Here is a 20,527-nt window from a genome sequence, read left to right on the forward strand (position 1 = left end):
GGTCTCCTTCAAAGATTCTTAGAACCTGTTGTAATATCTCACCCATTTTATAACAGATCTTCTTTAAAAGACATTTACTTTTAAAAATAATCTGTATCACTTTAATAAGGTTTATTGAACCTCGTATAAGTAATCAGAGCGCACTCATTTTCTAGTGCGCTCCTTTAATTATTGTTCTGCTGTATCAGATAATACACGCTGTGCAATAAGTTCACGCGCATCATCAAGCTCTACATTAAGAGCAAGTGAACGCATTTCTTTCACCAATACATTAAAGCTTTCAGGTATGCCGGCCTCAAATGTATCATCACCACGCACAATCGCTTCATAGACTTTCGTCCGACCAGCAACATCATCCGATTTTACTGTCAACATCTCCTGCAAAGTGTATGCTGCACCATAAGCCTCAAGTGCCCACACCTCCATTTCACCAAAACGCTGACCACCAAATTGTGCCTTACCTCCCAATGGCTGCTGCGTAACTAGTGAATAAGGACCTATAGAACGTGCGTGAATTTTATCATCAACAAGGTGATGCAATTTCAACATGTAAATATAGCCCACCGTTACTGGACGATCAAAAGGTTCTCCCGTACGACCATCATAAAGCGTAACTTGCCCCGAGCTATCTAATCCTGCATCTTCCAACATCATATTAATATCAGACTCATGGGCTCCATCAAAAACAGGCGTTGCAATTGAAACCCCTTTCTTCATCTGAAGTGCCAATTTATAAAGGCTTTCGTTATCATACTGACGCACAGGTTCATTATGATTATCATCAGGCATAAGATTTTCAATACGCTGACGCAGAGGCAGTATATCACCGGTCTCTTGATATAATTCTAACAAATCGCCAATCTTTTTACCCATCCCTGCACATGCCCAACCAAGGTGAGTCTCAAGAATTTGCCCAACATTCATACGACTAGGCACACCAAGTGGATTTAAGACGATATCAGCATGGGTTCCATCTTCAAGAAATGGCATATCTTCAACGGGAAGAATACGTGAGACAACACCCTTATTGCCGTGACGTCCCGCCATCTTATCACCTGGTTGGATTTTGCGCTTTACAGCCACAAAAACCTTTACCATTTTCATGACACCAGGAGGCATTTCATCACCTCTTTGGACCTTTTCAACTTTATCCATAAAGCGACGTTGTAATGCTTCTTTTGTTTCATCATATTGCTTGCGTAAAGCTTCAATTTCATTTTGAAGCTTTTCATCCTCAACGGCAAATTGCCACCACTGTGAACGTGGATAATGCCCCATTACCGCGCTATCAAGCTTTTTGCTCCCCGAAAAACCTTTCGGACCTTCTACAGCGACTTTACCGGTCAACATATCCGTAAGGCGCGCATAAACATTGCGATCAAGAATCGATTGTTCATCATCACGGTCTTTTGCTAAACGCTCAATTTCCTCACGCTCGATAGCCATAGCGCGTTCATCTTTTTCCACACCATGACGATTAAAAACGCGAACTTCAACAACAGTCCCAAACGTCCCTGGAGGCATACGCATAGACGTATCACGAACATCAGATGCCTTTTCTCCAAAAATTGCACGTAGGAGCTTTTCTTCCGGCGTCATTGGACTTTCACCCTTTGGTGTAATCTTTCCAACCAAAATATCACCCGGTTGAACTTCAGCACCAATATAAATAATGCCAGCTTCGTCAAGATTCCTTAACGCTTCTTCTGCAACGTTCGGAATATCGCGGGTAATTTCCTCCGGTCCCAGTTTTGTATCACGTGCTGCAACTTCAAATTCCTCAATATGGATCGACGTAAACACATCATCCGCAACAATGCGCTCAGATAACAAAATGGAATCTTCGTAGTTGTATCCATTCCACGGCATAAAGGCGACAAGAACATTCCGCCCAAGAGCCAAATCACCAAGATCCGTGGAGGGGCCATCTGCAATGATATCACCCTTCTCTACCCAATCACCAACATGCACAAGAGGGCGCTGATTAATACAAGTGGACTGATTAGAACGCTGAAATTTTTGTAAGCGGTAAATATCAACACCTGATTTTGAAGGATCTAAATCTTCTATTGCACGAATAACAATACGGGTAGCATCGACTTGATCAACAATACCGCTACGTTTTGCACTCACAGCTGCTCCTGAATCGCGTGCAACAACAGATTCCATTCCCGTCCCAACAAATGGCGCTTCCGCGCGTACAAGAGGAACGGCCTGACGCTGCATGTTCGATCCCATCAAAGCACGATTCGCGTCATCATTTTCCAAAAAAGGAATAAGTGCGGCTGCGACTGAAACCAACTGTTTTGGTGAAACATCCATCAAATCAACATGATCACGTGGCGCCATTAAAACTTCACCCGCATGACGACAAACAACAAACTCTTCTATAAAACGACCTTCACTGTCTAATGAAGAATTTGCTTGTGCAACATAATGCTTTGCTTCTTCCATCGCTGAAAGATAAATAACTTCCTTAGTGACTTTACCATCAATAATTTTTCGATATGGACTTTCAATAAAGCCATATTTATTAACCCGCGCAAACGTTGCTAAAGAGTTAATAAGACCAATATTGGGACCTTCTGGTGTTTCAATCGGACAAATACGACCATAATGCGTAGGATGAACGTCACGAACCTCAAAACCCGCACGCTCACGCGTTAATCCTCCTGGACCAAGAGCAGAAAGACGGCGCTTATGCGTAATTTCTGACAACGGATTGGTTTGATCCATAAACTGTGATAATTGTGAAGACCCAAAAAATTCACGAACGGCTGCAGCAGCAGGCTTTGCATTGATTAAATCCTGCGGCATAACTGTATCAATTTCAACGGATGACATACGTTCTTTTATCGCACGCTCCATACGAAGGAGACCAATGCGATACTGATTTTCCATCAACTCTCCAACTGACCGCACGCGACGATTGCCAAGATTATCAATATCATCAATTTCACCACGACCATCACGCAATTCAACCAACATCTTCACAACAGCAAGAATATCCTCTTGACGTAAAACGCGAACTGTATCTGGACAATCAAGATCCATACGCAGATTCATTTTAACACGTCCAACAGCTGAAAGATCATAGCGCTCTGGATCAAAAAACAATGAATGGAACATTGCTTCTGCTGTATCGATTGTTGGAGGCTCACCTGGACGCATCACTCGATAAATATCAAATAATGCATCTTGTCGACTTTCATTTTTATCCACCTTTAAAGTATTGCGGATATAAGCACCAATATTCATATGATCAATATCAAGGATATTGATTTGATCAGCACTCACATCAAGCAACGTTTTCAATACTTTTTCGTCAATTTCATCACCTGCTTCAAGGTAAATCTCACCTGTTTCGTAATTGACGATATCTTCAGCAAGATAACACCCTAATAAATCATCTTCACTAACTTTAACCGCCTTAAGTCCTTTTTCTGCTAAAGACTTTGCACTACGAACTGTTAGCTTTTTACCAGCTTCCGCAACAACTTCACCACTATCTGCATCTATAAGATCAGAAATGAGTTTCATTCCTTTAAAACGATCAACAGAATAAGGAACACGCCATCCCTCTCCATCACGCTCATAAGTTACTTTATCATAAAATGTTGACAAAATATCTGAGGCATCCATACCTAATGCCATCAAAAGACTGGTAACAGGAATCTTGCGCCGCCGATCAATACGCGCATAAATGATGTCTTTCGCATCAAACTCAATATCCAGCCAAGAGCCGCGATATGGAATAACACGAGCAGCAAAAAGAAGCTTTCCCGATGAATGGGATTTCCCTTTATCATGGTCAAAGAAGACACCAGGAGAACGGTGCATCTGAGAAACAATAACACGCTCCGTCCCATTAACGATAAACGTACCATTGGTCGTCATTAAAGGCATATCGCCCATATAAACGCCCTGCTCTTTGATGTCTTTGATATCTTTGGAGCCCGTATCCTCATCAACATCAAAAACAATCAAACGCAATATGACCTTTAATGGGGCGGCATAAGTTAAATCGCGTTGGCGACATTCTTCAACATCAAATTTTGGTAAATCAAATTCATAACCAACAAACTCAAGCATAGCTGTGCCGGAAAAATCGGAAATAGGAAATACCGATTTAAAAACAGCTTGCAAACCTTCATCTGGCCGCCCACCTTTCGGTTCCTCAACCATGAGAAACTGATCATACGACGCTTTTTGAACCTCAATAAGATTCGGCATCTCTGCTACTTCAGGAATCTTACCAAAAAATTTGCGTACCCGCTTACGACCATTGAATTGAGACATCATTGCGTGAGTCTGAGCCATCATCGCTCCTTGATCCTTACTCTTCAAGATAGACCAACCTTGAAAGCCTTACATCATTAACCTGCATATGCAGACCAGTTCACTTGACACCCAATAATGAGCATCTTAACTTTTCTCACCAATACAAGCCATTCATCTCTTTGGCTCTCATGATGAGGAATGAGGAATCCAACCTATACCCATAACTGTTATGAAACCGTTGGAAAAAGGTTTTTTACTCATTACTTTTCCTCTTTGTTTAAGAGAAAGAAAATCGGCGAACATTTATGTCCGCCGATACAATTAAACTTATTTAAGTTCAACTTTAGCACCAGCAGCTTCAAGTTGAGATTTAATTTTTTCTGCTTCTTCTTTCGAAGCACCTTCTTTAATAGGCTTAGGCGCTCCTTCAACCAGATCTTTTGCTTCTTTAAGACCAAGTCCTGTCAGAGCACGAACTTCCTTAATAACATTAATTTTTTGTGCGCCACCTTCAACGAGAATAACATCAAATTCCGTTTTTTCTTCAGCAGCTGGAGCAGCCGCACCAGCAACAGCAGCAACAGCTACAGGAGCAGCAGCCGAAACACCCCATTTTTCTTCAAGCAACTTAGAAAGCTCTGCAGCTTCCAAAAGAGTTAGATTAGAAAGGTCTTCTACGATCTTTGCTAGATCAGCCATTTTTAAATTCCTTCAATTAAAAGATTTGAACCATTGTTTAAAACTTATTCAAAAAACAGAAAAGCAGCAAAGCTTTCCCATAAATATGAATACAAACAGCCTTAAGCCGCCTTATCTTCCTGAGCATATGCTCCAATGACACGCGCAACCTGCCCCCCAGGTGCATTAACAACCTGTGCAATACGGGTCGCAGGGGTAGAAATCATACCCACAATTTTTGCCCGCAACTCGTTGAGCGAAGGCAATGAAGCCAATGACTTCACAGCGTCTACACTCAAATTCGTTGCACCCATTGAACCACCAAGGATGACAAATTTGTCATTGCTTTTCGCAAAATCAACAGCAACTTTTGGTGCTGTAATTGGATCTTCTGAATAAGCAATAAGCGTCTGCCCAGTAAACAAACTTGCTATCGATTCAGATTCCGTGCCCTGAAGAGCGATTTTAGCAAGACGGTTTTTGGCGACTTTAACGGCACCGCCAGCTTCACCCATTTTTGAACGAAGATTATTCATCTGCGAAACTGTCAGACCGGAATAATGTGCAACAACAACAGAACCAGACTTCTGAAAAGCCTCGTTAAGCCATGTAACAAATTCGCGTTTTTCCGCTCTATTCACTGTCTCTCTCCATTTAACAAATTTGCTTCAAACAAATCTGTTGGTTACCTTTGATAGCATAAAATCTCTTATGCTATCGATGAGGATCCTGTCCCCTTTTTCACGCACAGCGTTCAAAGGCAACCCTGGCTCAAATCCTTCAAGTCTTTTAACTCTCAGTTTTTTACCCCAGTCTCATGCAGGTTTTTCTTGATTAAGATACTTAAAAGCATCACCTACAATCTCGGACAGGATATTCCGGAATTTCTTCCGGTATAACCTAAGCCTTATAAAGCTTAGATAGCTAAATGCCCGTCAAAACTGACATTTAAAATATAATGTTGATCGTCACATACCTCAAAAAATTACAAATCAGATTTATACTGTCTCTGAACGAACTGTTGCTGGATCAACTTTAATACCAACCCCCATCGTTGAAGAAACAGCAACACGCTTAATATATTCACCTTTCGCACCTTGTGGCTTTGCCTTAATAACTGCACTTGCAAAGGCTTTAATATTTTCTACGATTTTTTCAACGCCAAAAGAAGCCTTCCCAATACCAGCATGCACGATACCGGCTTTTTCAACACGAAACTCGACAGCACCACCTTTAGAAGCTTTGACAGCACCAGCAATATCAAGTGTTACAGTACCAACTTTCGGATTTGGCATCAAACTTCTTGGACCCAAAATCTTACCGAGACGACCAACAAGAGGCATCATATCTGGCGTTGCAATACAACGATCAAAGTCAATTTTTCCCCCATTAATGCTTTCAAACAAATCTTCAGCACCTACAACATCAGCTCCTGCTGCCTTAGCCTCCTCAGCCTTATCCCCACGAGCAAAAACAGCAACACGAATATTTCGTCCTGTACCGTTTGGCAAATGAGCAACACCTCGAACCATCTGATCAGCATGACGAGGGTCAACACCCAAATTCATTGAAATTTCAATTGTTTCATCAAATTTAGCAACAGCACGCTCCTTAACCATTGAAACAGCATCTTTTAAAGCGTAAAGTTGATTAAAATCAATATCTTTCCGTATATTTTTTATTCTCTTTGCTACTTTTACCATAATACTAGCCCACCACTTCTAAGCCCATAGAGCGCGCAGAGCCTTCAACCATACGCATCGCTGCCTCAATGTCATTCGCATTAAGATCTTTCATCTTTGATTCCGCAATTGCGCGAATTTTATCGCGAGAAATGCTGCCTACAGACACTTTTCCAGGCTCTTTTGAACCGGACTTCAGTTGTGCTTCCTTCTTTAAAAAGAACGATACAGGAGGTGTCTTGAGAGAAAACGTAAAAGACTTATCTTGGTAATACGTAATAACAACTGGAATCGGTGCTCCCTTTTCCATTTCTTGTGTTGCTGCATTAAACGCCTTACAAAATTCCATGATATTAATACCACGTTGCCCAAGAGCCGGACCAATCGGTGGAGATGGAGTAGCAGCCCCTGCAGGAACCTGCAACTTGAGCTGACCTATACTTTTTTTTGCCATAACAATCTGCCTTTAAATTCACTGGTATACTAACAATTAACCTTGCTTGCTACCCGCTGCAGTCATGTGGTTCGGATCATTAAGCCGACAAAAGCTATAAATCACCTCCCACGTCTTCCTTAAAGTCATTTAAAATCACTCTAAGTAATCAGAGTTTTTCAACCTGACCAAATTCCAAATCAACAGGCGTAGGACGTCCGAAAATAAGCACCTCAACCTTAAGACGAGAGCGCTCTTCCTCAACCTCTTGAACAATTCCATTAAACGAAACAAAAGGACCATCAGCAACGCGGACTTGCTCTCCAACCTCAAACAATACAGAAGATTTCGGAGATTCAACCCCTTCCTGAACTTGTTTGAGAATTTTCTCAACCTCTCGATCAGAAATAGGAACAGGACGCGCATCCGACCCTAGAAAACCTGTTACTTTAGGTGTATTCTTAATAAGATGATAAACCTCATCTGTTAATTCCGCACGAACAAGAACATAACCAGGGAAAAATTTTCGTTCAGCGTCAACCTTTCGTCCACGACGAACTTCTACAACGCGCTCCGTTGGAACAAAAATCCTTTCAAATAAATGGTCAAGTCCTTTTTGCTTCGCCTCCTTATCAATAACTTCCGCTACTTTCTTTTCAAAATTTGAATATGCCTGAACAATATACCAACGAACCGCCACAGTCACACTTCCTTACATTCTCAACTAAAAAGATATTTCAGAAGATCAATAACCCGCCAAACACTAAAATGCATAACCTGATCCACAACAAAAAAGAAAGCTGAAGCTAACGCAGTCACCAGCAAAACCATAACAGTAGAAATAACAGTCTCGCGACGCGTTGGCCATTTTACTTTAGCTGTTTCTGCATAAACCTGCTTTAAAAAGGTAATCGGATTGTTTTTAGATGCCTTCGTCACACTATACTCTCTCTCGCCCTATATACTCTCTTCTAATCCCATTGTGTTTTATACAAAAACAAATACAAAAAATGCAAAAGCCAACTTCCAGACTGATGCAATTTTTTCACTCCCTATTCAATAGCGTTTCACACACAAAAAAACAAGCCCCATATAAAAAAAAGCGAAAGAGGCAGTAAAATCTGTTCCCCCATATCTAAAACCCCATTCTCCTTTTGGCAGGGGCAGCAGGACTTGAACCCGCGACCTGCGGTTTTGGAGACCGCCGCTCTACCAACTGAGCTATACCCCTAACTCTATCAAAAACTATAACACCTTTAGTAACCCTTCCAGCAATTCTTCCATAAGCATTATTTATTCAATGATCTTAGAGACGATACCAGCACCAACTGTACGACCACCTTCACGAATAGCAAAACGCAACTTCTCTTCCATCGCTATCGGGACAATCAGAGACACATCCATCGCAACATTATCGCCTGGCATAACCATTTCTGTTCCTTCTGGAAGCGTAACAATACCTGTAACATCCGTTGTACGGAAGTAAAACTGAGGACGATAATTCGTGAAAAAGGGCGTATGACGACCGCCTTCATCTTTCGTCAAAATGTAAGCTTCTGCTTTAAAACGCGTATGTGGTGTAACAGAACCAGGTTTCGCCAAAACTTGACCACGCTCAATTCCTTCACGATCAACACCACGAAGCAAAGCCCCTATATTATCACCCGCTTGACCTTGATCTAAAAGCTTGCGGAACATTTCAACACCTGTCACCGTCGTCTTAGACGTTGGACGAATGCCGATAATCTCGATTTCCTCTCCAACTTTAATAATACCACGCTCAACACGACCCGTAACAACCGTTCCACGACCTGAAATCGAAAAGACATCTTCTATTGGCATCAAAAATGGTTGATCAACAGGACGCTCAGGGGTTGGGATATAACTATCAACTTCACTCATGAGAAGACGAACCGCATCCTCACCAATGCTTTTATCTTTATCCTCTAGCGCTGCCAACGCAGAACCTTTAACAATAGGGATATCATCACCTGGGAAATCATATTTGGATAAAAGCTCCCGAACCTCAAGTTCTACAAGCTCTAAAAGCTCTGCATCATCAACCTGATCAACTTTATTAAGAAAAACGACAATCGCTGGAACACCAACTTGGCGAGCAAGCAAAATATGCTCACGAGTCTGTGGCATAGGACCATCAGCGGCTGAAACAACCAAAATAGCACCGTCCATCTGTGCTGCTCCAGTGATCATATTTTTCACATAGTCAGCGTGTCCGGGGCAGTCAACGTGGGCATAATGACGATTTTCCGTTTCATACTCAACATGGGCTGTAGAAATGGTGATTCCACGCGCACGCTCCTCTGGTGCCGCATCAATTTGATCATAGGCTTTAAATTCACCAAAAAATTTCGTAATCGCTGCTGTCAACGAAGTCTTACCATGATCAACGTGACCAATCGTACCAATATTAACATGCGGTTTCGTACGTTCAAATTTGCTCTTCGCCATCGCTATTAATCTCTTGTTCTATTCTTCTGTATCTTTTTTATTCTCTAATCTTTGTCCCTTAGAAGCAGGTCTACAGAACTGAATTCAACTGGGATACCAGCCCAGTCATCACAACCCCTAGACGGAAAACTCCGTCTACCTTAACAATGGAACATCTTCCATCATACATCACACCGAACTGCCTAATCATCAACAACCATCTGGAGCGGGTAGCGGGAATCGAACCCGCGTATTCAGCTTGGAAGGCTGCTGCTCTACCATTGAGCTATACCCGCATGACCCATGGACTAACTCTCCTTCGATGAATGGTGGAGGGGGTTGGATTCGAACCAACGTAGCATACGCAACGGATTTACAGTCCGCCCCCTTTAACCACTCGGGCACCCCTCCATTACACCGGCAAAGTCGCGCGATAAGGCATCACGACAATCATCTTGAATACCCATCCAATTCAATCTGATTGCGAAGTGGTTATGACGATTACGATTGTATCTGTCAACAGAATAAATACAATTCTGTACAAATTTCCTGCTCATAACTTTAAATCATAGATTTTTTCTAGCTATTTTTCCTCTTAAAACGCTATAAAGAAGTTATGAAAGAAAAAACATCACAAAATTCTCATTATGCTCGTTTGCGTCGCCGATATCGTGATACAAAAGGCTCTCCTTCTCGATTTTCTACACACCTAAAAAAGGAAACTGCTGCCTTACAGCAAGGACTAATCCGTCTTTATGGTATTCATTCCGTTCAGGCTGCTTTAAAAAATCCAAAAAGAAGTTTAAAATGTCTTTACGTTACCCAAAATGCCTTAAAACGATTAAATATATCCGAATCAGATTATCCTTGCCCTGTTACATTATGCACCCCCAAATATCTTGATTCGCTCGTTGGAAGTGAGGCCGTTCATCAAGGGATTGTTTTGGAAACTCTTCCTCTCAAACCATGTAAATTATCGGAATTAACCAATACTGATCTGGTCATTGTTATGGATCAAATTACTGATCCCCATAATGTTGGCGCTATTATGCGCTCTGCCGTTGCATTTAAAGCTAAGGCACTTATTACTACTTGCCGGCATTCTCCCCACGAAAGCGGCGTTCTTGCGAAAGCGGCATCTGGAGCCCTAGAAATGATTCATTACATTACCGTACGAAACCTTGCTGAAACTCTTCAAGAACTTCATCAAACGGGTTTTATAAGCTTTGGTCTGGATTCAGAAGGAGATCAACCTCTAGAAACAACATTAACAGGGAATAAAGTTGCTCTTGTTTTAGGAGCAGAAGGAAAAGGCTTACGTAAAAAAACCCGTGAAACCGTTTGCGCTTTAGCACGCCTTGATATGCCTGGAAATATTAAATCATTAAATGTTTCAAACGCCGCAACAATAGCACTTTATGTAGCGCATCGATATCTTAGATTCTAGCTTTTAATTTTTTGTGAAACATCAAAAAAGCTAACCAACAAAAAACCCGCAAGAAACCCGCCAATATGTGCTTCCCATGCTATTGAGATACCATTTTCTTCAAACAGAACAGAAGAAATACCTATAATAAAATCAGCCGCCAGCCATACACTTATATAAATAAGCACCCCCTTAGAACAAAGGGCTTTTTTGATGGATAATAAAGCCCCCAAAGGTTTTTCATTCTGCGCATTGGCCCCTAAATAATAGCGAGGAAAGCCGTAACGTGCAATAGCCCCCATCATGCCAGATACGGCCCCTGATGCTCCAACAAGTGAGATGACACTTTCTTGATGAAATATAAAATAAGTCAAAACAGAAATAACAGTCGTTAACACCCAAAAAATTAAAAAACGTAAAATACCAAAATGCCTTGCTAAAGGAGAACCAAAAACCAAAAGCCAAACCATATTAAGAGCAACATGTTTAAAACTACCATGCATAAATGAATAACTCACCATGGTATAAAAAAATGCGATAGGATCCGTCTTAAACAATGCAGGTGTAAATGAAAAAAACTCAAGACTTTCAATATAAAGCTGATGAGAAAAAAAATACTGAGGAATGCAATAAAAACAAAAACAAAATACGATCAAAACAACAATAATAAATGGAACATTCAATAAAGGTTCTTTAGGTTTTCTCGGCAATCGAGAAACATTCTGATGACTAGAAACTTTCATTCTATAAAATCTCTTATCCTTTAGAATAACGGAGCATTCTTCGTACAAAATAAAGGCCCCCCTCCCCCGTTATACGGAATCTTTTAACGACTCTTCGAGACCCTTTTTTAAATTTTCAAGAGCTCACTGTAAAATACGTGTCTCTTATATAAAAAAATTTTGAAAAGCATGGATATCAAAAATATTCTTTACAAAATTAGTAATATCCTGCTTAATTAAAAGGTGAAGTTTGTCAACGTAATATACAAGAGTTCGTGAATAAACAAACGCACTTATGAGTGCTCTCTATCATAAAAATGTAAAATACATAAATGTTGCTTTTTACGAGAAATACACCAATTGTTGCATTTTTTAAATCATGTTATATTTCAATTATAGCTTTAAATAATCTTAAAGCTTAATTGTTCCAACAGAAAGAGCTTGAATTACTTCTACTTTTTAAATGAAAAAAGGAATCTCCATGAGAATAAAAGTCTACCAATATATTTGTGTTCTCTCGATATAATCATTGATGTTTCATAAATCACTCATTTGACAATCTTTTTTCCCCATAAAGGCAATATTTGATTCATTCATATTAAGTTAAACCTCTCAATATCGTGAAATTCTCTCATCTCAAACCCATTTATATTGAATCAACTAAAACTATTCGCTCGGCACATTATCGGCACGTTACAAGCAGAAGGAGTTGTGTTGATAAAACGATACAAGAGAGGAATAAAAATACCTCTTATGAAGAGTTAAATATCAAGGACTGTTAGCAACATTGGGGGCGGTCCCAAATTATGTGATGGTGTCTGCTTGCTCCTCCACAAATGTAAAAATGGGGAATATTTTATGGATTTATCGTTATAGCATTATGAGTGTCGTCGCGAAATGAATGTGACGAGCCTTAAGAGCAGTCTCTTTAAAACAAGCCAGTAAATATGCAACACAATGATGTCCTGTTCTTCATGAGAGGTTTAATCTTATTAAAGGCTCAAGAATCAATTCACTTCTTCATAATTAACAAATATGAACAAGTCTTTTACTTCTACTTCAACTTCTAACAAATATAATCCAAGAATTGTCTTCTATGGAATACTCTAAAACACAATACATTGATTTGCATAGTGCATCCTTGAAATTCAAAGATTCATGAGAGAAACTTTTATTCCTTATCTTAAAACAGCAGACTGCTTGTAACGAATAAGGCAATAAGTTTTGTTCGTTTCAATATAAGAAAGTTTAGAATGAGAAAATTATAAAAATTCAAACTTCCCATTCAAATTGCAAAATGACAAATCATCATTACAAATCAATGTATTACAAAAAGATAACACCGTAATCATTGAAGAGGTAAGTCTTGAGAACTCTGCTTGCAATCTTTCAACCACACGTCATAAATAGGATGCTCAACAGCGTTTAAACCAGGACTATCTGCAAACATCCATCCTGTAAAAATACGCCGTATTTTTTTATCTAATGTTACTTCATTGACTTCAACAAAACCTGTTGTACGCGTTGGTTCATCTTTAGAGCTCGTATAACAAGCACGGGGCGTCACCTGTAATGCACCGTACTGATAAATTTCACCAAGAGCAACTTCAAAACGCGTCGTCCGCCCCGTAATTTTATCAAGACCTGCAAAAACAGCAATTCCATTGCTAATACGTTCAGCACGCACCCCACTATTTAAGGATAAAAACACTAAAATTCCCATAAAAAAAATATATCTAAAACGCCTCAACCTCAACAATAAAAAAAAGCTCATCATCTCAAAATCAATCGCACCTTTAAAATAATACTTACCATAACATAGAGCCCAATAAGATGAAAATATACCCGCCCATTAAAACATTTTATTTTTTAGTGGCTACGTTATTTTTTAGGTGACCAAGCATCATAATCCTCATGCACAAAAGGACGCTCATCATTGTAAGGAATAGCTCCCTTTGGTCGATAAGCCTCGCTTGTTCCTGTCATATTTGCAACATGAGGCTTTTCCCATTCATAAGATTGATAATCTTCCTGTGTTGGTGGATTATCAAAGCGATGATGAATCCAACCGTGCCAACCTGGTGGAATAGTAGAAGCTTCAGAATAGCCTTTATAAATAACCCAACGATGCGGATAACCATCTTTATGAAGCCCCCCTTCATAGTATGTATTTCCAAATTGATCTTCCCCTATCCGCTTACCTTTGCGCCATGTAAAAAAACGTGTACCGATGGTGTTCCCATTCCACCAGGTAAATACTTGCTTAAAAAAACGAGCCATCTTCTATTCCATTTCTTCAGTATGCTCATAATAAAATCAAGCGCTGGAATAAACTTAGTAATGCTTGAAATTAGCAAAAAAGCGACTGGTAAACCAGACACACCTCAATTTATCGGATAACTTACTATCTCTTAATTCCAGCAAGATATCATATTTATGGATTTTTCTCTACCCCATAAAATTTAATCTATGCCAAGTTTTCTCTTAACCAATTCATTAACAGTTTGAGGATTGGCCTTACCACCTGTTGCTTTCATGACCTGTCCAACAAACCAACCTGCTAAAGCAGGTTTTTGCTTTGCTTGCGCAACTTTATCAGAATTATTGGCAACGATCTCATCAACAGCTCTTTCAATAGCCTTTGTATCTGTTACCTGTTTCATATTGCGCTCTTCTACAATTTGGCGTGGATCTCCCCCCTCATTCCAAACAATTTCAAAAAGATCTTTGGCAATTTTTCCAGAAATAACGCCTTCTTTTATAAGATCAACAATACTTCCCAATTGATCTGGCGATACTGGTGACTCTGCAATTTCACGATTATCTTTATTTAAAGCCCCCAAAAGATCATTAATCACCCAATTGGCAACTATTTTTCCATCACGACCATACGCTACTTCTTCAAAATAATCAGCAATAGCTTTTTCTGTCACAAGAATGGAAGCATCATACACTGTTAATCCCATTTCCTTAACAAAACGTGCTTTTATAGCATCAGGCAATTCTGGTAAATCCGCGGCCAAAGCATCCACAAAGGCTTGATCAAATTCTAATGGTAAAAGATCGGGATCTGGAAAATAACGGTAATCATGCGCTTCTTCCTTTGAGCGCATAGAGCGTGTTTCACCTTTAGTCGCATCAAAAAGCCGTGTTTCTTGCTCTATAATGCCTCCATCTTCTAAAATTGCGATCTGACGACGCGCTTCATATTCAATTGCTTGACCGATAAAGCGAATAGAATTAACATTTTTTATTTCACAACGCGTTCCAAAACCTTCACCAGGACGACGAACAGATACATTAACATCTGCACGCATAGAACCTTCATCCATATTGCCATCGCAAGTTCCTAAATAACGAACAATTGTCCGCAATTTTGTCATATAGGCTTTGGCTTCATCGGATGAACGCATATCAGGTTTGGAAACAATTTCCATAAGAGCAACACCAGAACGATTAAGATCCACAAAAGACATTGTTGGATGTTGATCATGCATCGATTTTCCAGCATCCTGTTCAAGGTGTAATCTTTCAATTCCCACCTCAATATCCTCAAATTGACCATTCGAATCTGGACCAACAGATATGATAATCTTCCCCTCCCCTACAATGGGATAGCGAAACTGAGAAATCTGATACCCTTGCGGTAAATCTGGATAAAAATAATTCTTGCGATCAAAAACAGACTTTAAATTAATATGCGCTTTTAATCCCAAACCCGTTCGAATCGCTTGACGAACACATTCTTGATTAAGAACTGGCAACATCCCTGGCATAGCCGCATCAATAAGTGATACATGATTGTTCGGCTCTGCACCGAATTTAGTTGATGCTCCCGAAAAAAGCTTCGAATTTGATATGATTTGCGCATGAACCTCCATGCCAATGATGACTTCCCAATCACCTGTAACGCCAGAAATAAAACGCTTAGAATCAGGAATACGCGTATCAATGATGCTCATTGCCAATCCACTACCAATATTTTAAAACATATCTTATGGCTTATCTAAAACTATTCCCAATCTAAGCCTAGGATATAAATCTCACAAAAAGCCCGATAGAATCGGACTTATTCTATTCACTTAAATCTATGCTTTTTTAGGAGCCTTTTTCTTAGCTGATGCTTTCTCTGCAGACTTTTCTTTTACTGAAGATTTTTTCTTTGCTGGCTTTTCTTCAGGGGCATCTGATTCGTCATATTCTTTCATCAATTCTTCAACCGTCACTTCTTTATCTGTGACTTTTATCTTCGCTAACAAATGATCAATCACCTTTTCTTCAAAAATTGGAGCACGTAGATTTTCAACAGCTTCCGGTGTCTTACGGAAAAAATCCATAATCTCCTTTTCTTGTCCAGGATACTGACGAACTTGCTCAAAAACAGCTGCTTTTAGCTCATCCTCACTAACTTTAACACCAACCTTCATTCCAATTTCAGAAAGCACCAAACCAAGACGGACACGACGTTGTGCAAGGACGTGATATTCCTCCCGTGCTTTTTCTTCCGTAATACCTTCATCTTCAAAACTGCGCCCCGCCTTTTTCAAATCATCATTAACCTGCGCCCATATATTGTTAAACTCAATTTCTAAAAGACCTTCAGGAATTTCAAAATTGTAATCAGCATCTAAAGCATCAAGAATTTGACGTTTAACTTTTTGACGTGTCATTGAACCATATTGACTTTCAATCTGCCCACGAACAACCTCACGTAAACGATCTAGAGATTCCAAACCAACTTTTTGCGCTGCTTCATCATCAATTTTCAATTCATCTGGTTTAAAGACAGCCTTGACAGTAATGTCAAACTCTGCTTCCCGTCCTGCCAAATGTGCTGCACTGTAATTATCAGGAAATTGAACAGAAATCGTTTTTGCATCCCCAGCCTTCACACCAACCAATTGCTCTTCAAAACCAGGAATAAATTGTTTTGATCCAAGAATCAGTTGTGCATCATTATCGGCCCCACCTTCAAATGGAACCCCCTCAAGCTTACCCAGATAATCTATAGTAATACGATCACCTTCCTCAGAAATTCCTTCTTTTAGGGAATAATTACGCGTAGAAGAAAGGACGCGATTAACTTGCTCATCAATGTCCTTTTCAGGAATAGCTGCAATTTCACGAATAACTTCGATATGTTCAAAGTCTTTAATTTCAATTTTTGGTAAAACTTCATACTTTAAACTAAAAGTAAAATCGGCTTTTCCCTCTAGAATTTCTTCATCTTCATCTATATCGATTTTCGGCTGCATCGCTGCACGTTCATTTCGGTCCGCTAAGATAGAACGTGGCGCATCAGAGAGTATCTCATTGAGAATCTCCGCCATAAAAGATTTACCGTACATTTTTCGCAAATGTCCACTAGGCACTTTACCGGGACGAAAACCATTAAGCTTAATCTTACCCTTGGTATCGTCCAATCGTTCATTCAGTTTTTCTTCTAAATCTTCCGCTGGAACCACGATCTTAATTTCGCGCTTCAGTCCTTCATTAAGCGTCTCGGTAACCTGCATTAAACACCTTCATTTTTCTCAAGGAGAGGGATAAACCCACTCTAATCATCATTACATTCTAACACTTTTAGTGTTACATTACCATGAAGCGGAATTCCAGACACGTAGAAATCCGTAGCACTTAAGGGATTGCTGTGGTGCGGATGGAGGGACTCGAACCCCCACGGTCTCCCGCCAGAACCTAAATCTGGTGCGTCTACCAATTTCGCCACATCCGCTCAAACTTAGCAAGCTAATAACCTTATACAAGCGGCGTTTCTATACCATTAATTATAGAAAAAAAGCAAACAAATATATTAAAAAAACTCAATATACGTCTTTCTTACTAAGAATTAAAACAAAATCTAGGCTTTTCATATACGGCGACTTACGCTAATAAGTCGACTATGTTAAAGACATTTAATACTCCAATTCATATTATCGGTGGCGGTCTTGCGGGGTGTGAAGCAAGCTGGCAAATCGCTCAATCAGAAATTCCCGTTATTTTGCATGAAATGCGTCCCCAAAAAAAATCAGATGCCCATAAAACCGATAAATTGGCAGAACTGGTTTGTTCAAATTCCTTTCGCTCTGATGATTCATCAACAAATGCCGTAGGGCTTTTACATGCTGAAATGCGATTAGCAAAATCGTTGATTATGAAAGCAGCTGATGCCAACAAAGTCCCCGCGGGCAGTGCTCTTGCTGTGGATCGTGAAGGATTTTCAAAAACCGTGACATCCGCACTTGAAAGCCACCCCCTTATAACAATAAAACGTGAAGAAATTCAAGAGATTCCTGAAACTTGGCAACATGTTATCATTGCAACGGGCCCCCTTACCTCGCCTGCACTTTCTCAAACATTACAAGCAGTAACTGATGTAAAAGCTCTTGCTTTTTTTGATGCTATTGCCCCTATTATTCATAGGGATAGTATTGATATAAATATTTGTTGGTATCAATCTCGCTACGATAAAATTGGTCCTGAGGGAACAGGAAAAGACTATCTTAATTGTCCTCTTAACAAAGAACAATATGAATCATTTGTTGAAGCATTAAAAAATGCAGAAAAAACAGAGTTTCGTGACTTTGAAAAAACGCCCTATTTTGATGGATGCCTCCCCATTGAAATTATGGCTGAGCGCGGGCTGGAAACTTTAAGACATGGACCGATGAAGCCTATGGGCTTAACCAATGCCCATAATCCCACTGTTAAACTCTATGCTGTCGTTCAATTGCGCCAAGATAATAAACTTGGAACGCTTTACAATATGGTCGGCTTTCAAACAAAACTGAAATATGGTGAACAAGTTCGCATTTTTAGAATGATCCCCGGTCTTGAAAAAGCAGAATTTGCACGTCTTGGTGGTCTTCACCGCAATACCTATCTCAACTCTCCGATTATTCTTGATCAAACTCTTCGCTTAAAACAAAAAAAACAGCTACGCTTTGCAGGACAAATTACCGGATGTGAAGGTTATGTAGAATCAGCAGCAATAGGCCTTCTTGCTGGACGTTTTTCTGCAGCCGACTATCATCATAAGTGTCCTTGTCTTCCCCCACAAACCACAGCATTCGGAGCTCTTTTAAATCATATTACAGGGGGACATATTATAGATGAAGAAGCAGAAAGACAGTCCTTTCAGCCAATGAATATCAATTTCGGGCTTTTTCCTCCCATTGCTTCTCTTAAACATTCAGGAAAGCGTTTACCAAGTAAAGAGAAAAAATTAGCAAAAAAGCAAGCTATAACAGCAAGAGCTCTTAATGATTGTATTCAGTGGTTAACAGATAAAGAATCAAAGAGCTCCTGTTTATAAAAAACATGCGCTCCGCCTCTCATCTGCTAAATAGATCTCTTTATGACCCTCCTGAAAAAATCATTCTAAAGACTCGTGTAAAATGCTGTTATTAATCAATAAATGCTATTCTACACTTCATTATTTATTTAATATTATAAAAGATATGAAATAATTTAATATAATTCAATGAGAAAAAATAAATTAATAATATAAATTTATTATAGTAATACAAATATGTAGATAGAAAACACTAAAATAATAATTTAATTTTATAAATATTTATAATTTATACTATAATACTATTTGATAATAGATTTTTTTTATTTCTAAAGTTTCTTTCTTAATCGTTATGAAACCTTCTCATTTTAACTTTTGTGTAATGAAGAAAATATACTCGCTTGCATAACGCAAATGAAATATGGACCCAAAATATTTAAAACAGAGCTAAATGTTATCTTTTCCAGCTCAAGTGCCAAGAAAAATCACAATATTGAAATGATGATGCCACTTTACAAATTTTTAATACATTGACTTATAATCATAATTTATCTCTTATCTATGGTGAATGATAAACCTCAATATTGTAAAACTCTTTTATCTCAAATCCTCCCATAGTCTATCGATAAAAATCATCTGCTTAGCCAATCAATTGCTACCTCACAAGCGAAGTTGTTCTTGTAAATTAAGAAAACTATGAAAGACAAGGAATAAAACAGCCTCTTATACACCCACCTCAAATGCTGAATGCTCGTCGCAATATTGCAGAAACTGGAAAAATAATGTTAGGACACTAACGTGCACTTTATATTAAGCGTAAAATGATAACTCATAATAACTTTTATAGATTTCACAGAGTTTTTTTTATCTTATATTATTGATGAGTGTTATTTTGAAATAAACACCGTAGCACTTCCACATCACAAAAGTTAATGTCATATTTATACGCTATACAATGCCTATTATTAAAGTAGGAATATTTATTGAAATAAGCTAAAGACAAAACATCTTAAGCTTATGGTACTTTATACAATATTTAAAATTATTTTCAAAAATATTAGCAATTCATGAAATGAGAAAAATAGCGTACATATCTAAAAATTTTTTATATGAAAAACGCGTACGATATATATCGTGTTAAAAAAACCCGATTTATTCATAATCGGGTTTTTTTTAATATCGTCTAACTTATTTTTTATTAACTGCTTCTTTAAGGCTTTTTCCTGCAGAAAATTTAGGTACAGAACGTGCTGGAATATCGATCTCAGCACCCGTTGAAGGATTACGCCCCTTTGTTGCAGCACGATGAGAAACTTCAAAAGAACCAAAACCTGGAAGACGAACATCGCCCCCTGAAGCCAAAGCTTCTGTTACAGAAGCCATAAAAGCATCCACAACAGCCCCTGCTTGCGCTTTTGAAACACCTGCCTTTTCAGCAACGGAGCTAACCAATTCACTTTTATTCATGAGATATTTCCTTTCCCTATATTACCTGACAACATGACCTAATCATGTTATTGGTTAGTTTATTGAAAAGTACAGTAAACAGAAGTCTTATTTTTA

Annotated in this window: 16 protein-coding genes and 4 tRNA genes; 2 read left to right on the forward strand and 18 right to left on the reverse strand. The window is 39.1% G+C overall.

Annotated features, from left to right (window positions below):
* Positions 1-168: 168 nt before the first annotated feature.
* The 11 genes from rpoB to FNZ60_RS08280 form a co-directional block, all read right to left on the reverse strand.
* Positions 169-4,320: a DNA-directed RNA polymerase subunit beta gene (gene rpoB, locus FNZ60_RS08225; protein WP_142417113.1), complete on the reverse strand. Its 4,152-nt coding sequence runs from the start codon at positions 4,318-4,320 to the stop codon at positions 169-171.
* Positions 4,321-4,608: 288 nt separating this feature from the next.
* Entirely contained in the window at positions 4,609-4,980 is a 372-nt protein-coding gene (gene rplL, locus FNZ60_RS08235; protein WP_012231477.1) for a 50S ribosomal protein L7/L12, read from the reverse strand.
* 101 nt (positions 4,981-5,081) lie between these two features.
* The gene (gene rplJ, locus FNZ60_RS08240) at positions 5,082-5,600 is read right to left on the reverse strand and encodes a 50S ribosomal protein L10 (protein ID WP_142417114.1); all 519 of its coding nucleotides are present in this window, start codon (positions 5,598-5,600) and stop codon (positions 5,082-5,084) included.
* Positions 5,601-5,957: 357 nt separating this feature from the next.
* The gene (rplA, locus tag FNZ60_RS08245) at positions 5,958-6,662 is read right to left on the reverse strand and encodes a 50S ribosomal protein L1 (protein ID WP_142417115.1); all 705 of its coding nucleotides are present in this window, start codon (positions 6,660-6,662) and stop codon (positions 5,958-5,960) included.
* Positions 6,663-6,666: 4 nt separating this feature from the next.
* Complete coding sequence (rplK, locus tag FNZ60_RS08250; RefSeq protein ID WP_142417116.1) at positions 6,667-7,095, reverse strand: 50S ribosomal protein L11; 429 nt, start codon at positions 7,093-7,095, stop codon at positions 6,667-6,669.
* A gap of 148 nt (positions 7,096-7,243) precedes the next feature.
* Positions 7,244-7,774, reverse strand: coding sequence for a transcription termination/antitermination protein NusG (gene nusG / locus FNZ60_RS08255; RefSeq protein ID WP_142417117.1), 531 nt, complete (start codon positions 7,772-7,774; stop codon positions 7,244-7,246).
* Positions 7,775-7,794: 20 nt separating this feature from the next.
* Positions 7,795-8,013: a preprotein translocase subunit SecE gene (secE, locus tag FNZ60_RS08260; protein ID WP_142417118.1), complete on the reverse strand. Its 219-nt coding sequence runs from the start codon at positions 8,011-8,013 to the stop codon at positions 7,795-7,797.
* A 216-nt stretch (positions 8,014-8,229) separates the two neighbouring features.
* Positions 8,230-8,305: transfer RNA gene (locus tag FNZ60_RS08265), tRNA-Trp, on the reverse strand.
* 62 nt (positions 8,306-8,367) lie between these two features.
* Positions 8,368-9,543, reverse strand: coding sequence for an elongation factor Tu (gene tuf, locus FNZ60_RS08270; RefSeq protein WP_142417119.1), 1,176 nt, complete (start codon positions 9,541-9,543; stop codon positions 8,368-8,370).
* A gap of 201 nt (positions 9,544-9,744) precedes the next feature.
* Positions 9,745-9,818 (reverse strand) — tRNA-Gly (locus FNZ60_RS08275).
* Positions 9,819-9,849: 31 nt separating this feature from the next.
* Positions 9,850-9,933: transfer RNA gene (locus tag FNZ60_RS08280), tRNA-Tyr, on the reverse strand.
* Positions 9,934-10,138: 205 nt separating this feature from the next.
* On the opposite strand from FNZ60_RS08280, the gene FNZ60_RS08285 reads away from it, so the two are divergent.
* On the forward strand, positions 10,139-10,969 hold the full coding sequence (locus FNZ60_RS08285; protein WP_142417120.1) for a TrmH family RNA methyltransferase: 831 nt from the start codon (positions 10,139-10,141) through the stop codon (positions 10,967-10,969).
* Here FNZ60_RS08285 and FNZ60_RS08290 read toward each other — a convergent pair.
* The 6 genes from FNZ60_RS08290 to FNZ60_RS08315 form a co-directional block, all read right to left on the reverse strand.
* The gene (locus FNZ60_RS08290) at positions 10,966-11,691 is read right to left on the reverse strand and encodes a rhomboid family intramembrane serine protease (protein WP_142417121.1); all 726 of its coding nucleotides are present in this window, start codon (positions 11,689-11,691) and stop codon (positions 10,966-10,968) included. The two genes, FNZ60_RS08285 and FNZ60_RS08290, sit on opposite strands and share 4 nt — an antisense overlap.
* Before the next feature lie 1,327 nt (positions 11,692-13,018).
* Positions 13,019-13,444 carry a DUF2155 domain-containing protein gene (locus FNZ60_RS08295; RefSeq protein WP_185913544.1) on the reverse strand — a complete coding sequence of 142 codons (426 nt, stop codon included), beginning with the start codon at positions 13,442-13,444 and terminating at the stop codon, positions 13,019-13,021.
* A 107-nt stretch (positions 13,445-13,551) separates the two neighbouring features.
* On the reverse strand, positions 13,552-13,950 hold the full coding sequence (locus FNZ60_RS08300; RefSeq protein ID WP_142417123.1) for an NADH:ubiquinone oxidoreductase subunit NDUFA12: 399 nt from the start codon (positions 13,948-13,950) through the stop codon (positions 13,552-13,554).
* Positions 13,951-14,132: 182 nt separating this feature from the next.
* Positions 14,133-15,632 (reverse strand): Asp-tRNA(Asn)/Glu-tRNA(Gln) amidotransferase subunit GatB, encoded by a 1,500-nt coding sequence (gene gatB / locus FNZ60_RS08305; RefSeq protein WP_142417124.1) that lies wholly within the window; start codon positions 15,630-15,632, stop codon positions 14,133-14,135.
* Between the two features lie 126 nt (positions 15,633-15,758).
* Positions 15,759-17,186 carry a trigger factor gene (gene tig / locus FNZ60_RS08310; RefSeq protein WP_142417125.1) on the reverse strand — a complete coding sequence of 476 codons (1,428 nt, stop codon included), beginning with the start codon at positions 17,184-17,186 and terminating at the stop codon, positions 15,759-15,761.
* Positions 17,187-17,321: 135 nt separating this feature from the next.
* Positions 17,322-17,404 (reverse strand) — tRNA-Leu (locus FNZ60_RS08315).
* Between the two features lie 168 nt (positions 17,405-17,572).
* Between FNZ60_RS08315 and trmFO the strand changes: the two genes are divergently transcribed.
* Positions 17,573-18,985, forward strand: coding sequence for a methylenetetrahydrofolate--tRNA-(uracil(54)-C(5))-methyltransferase (FADH(2)-oxidizing) TrmFO (gene trmFO, locus FNZ60_RS08320; RefSeq protein ID WP_142417126.1), 1,413 nt, complete (start codon positions 17,573-17,575; stop codon positions 18,983-18,985).
* A gap of 1,167 nt (positions 18,986-20,152) precedes the next feature.
* Here the strand turns inward: trmFO and FNZ60_RS08325 are convergent.
* Positions 20,153-20,431 (reverse strand): HU family DNA-binding protein, encoded by a 279-nt coding sequence (locus FNZ60_RS08325; protein ID WP_012231443.1) that lies wholly within the window; start codon positions 20,429-20,431, stop codon positions 20,153-20,155.
* Positions 20,432-20,527: the final 96 nt, after the last annotated feature.

It is taken from the genome of Bartonella massiliensis (assembly GCF_902150025.1).
Taxonomy (GTDB): Bacteria; Pseudomonadota; Alphaproteobacteria; order Rhizobiales; family Rhizobiaceae; genus Bartonella; species Bartonella massiliensis.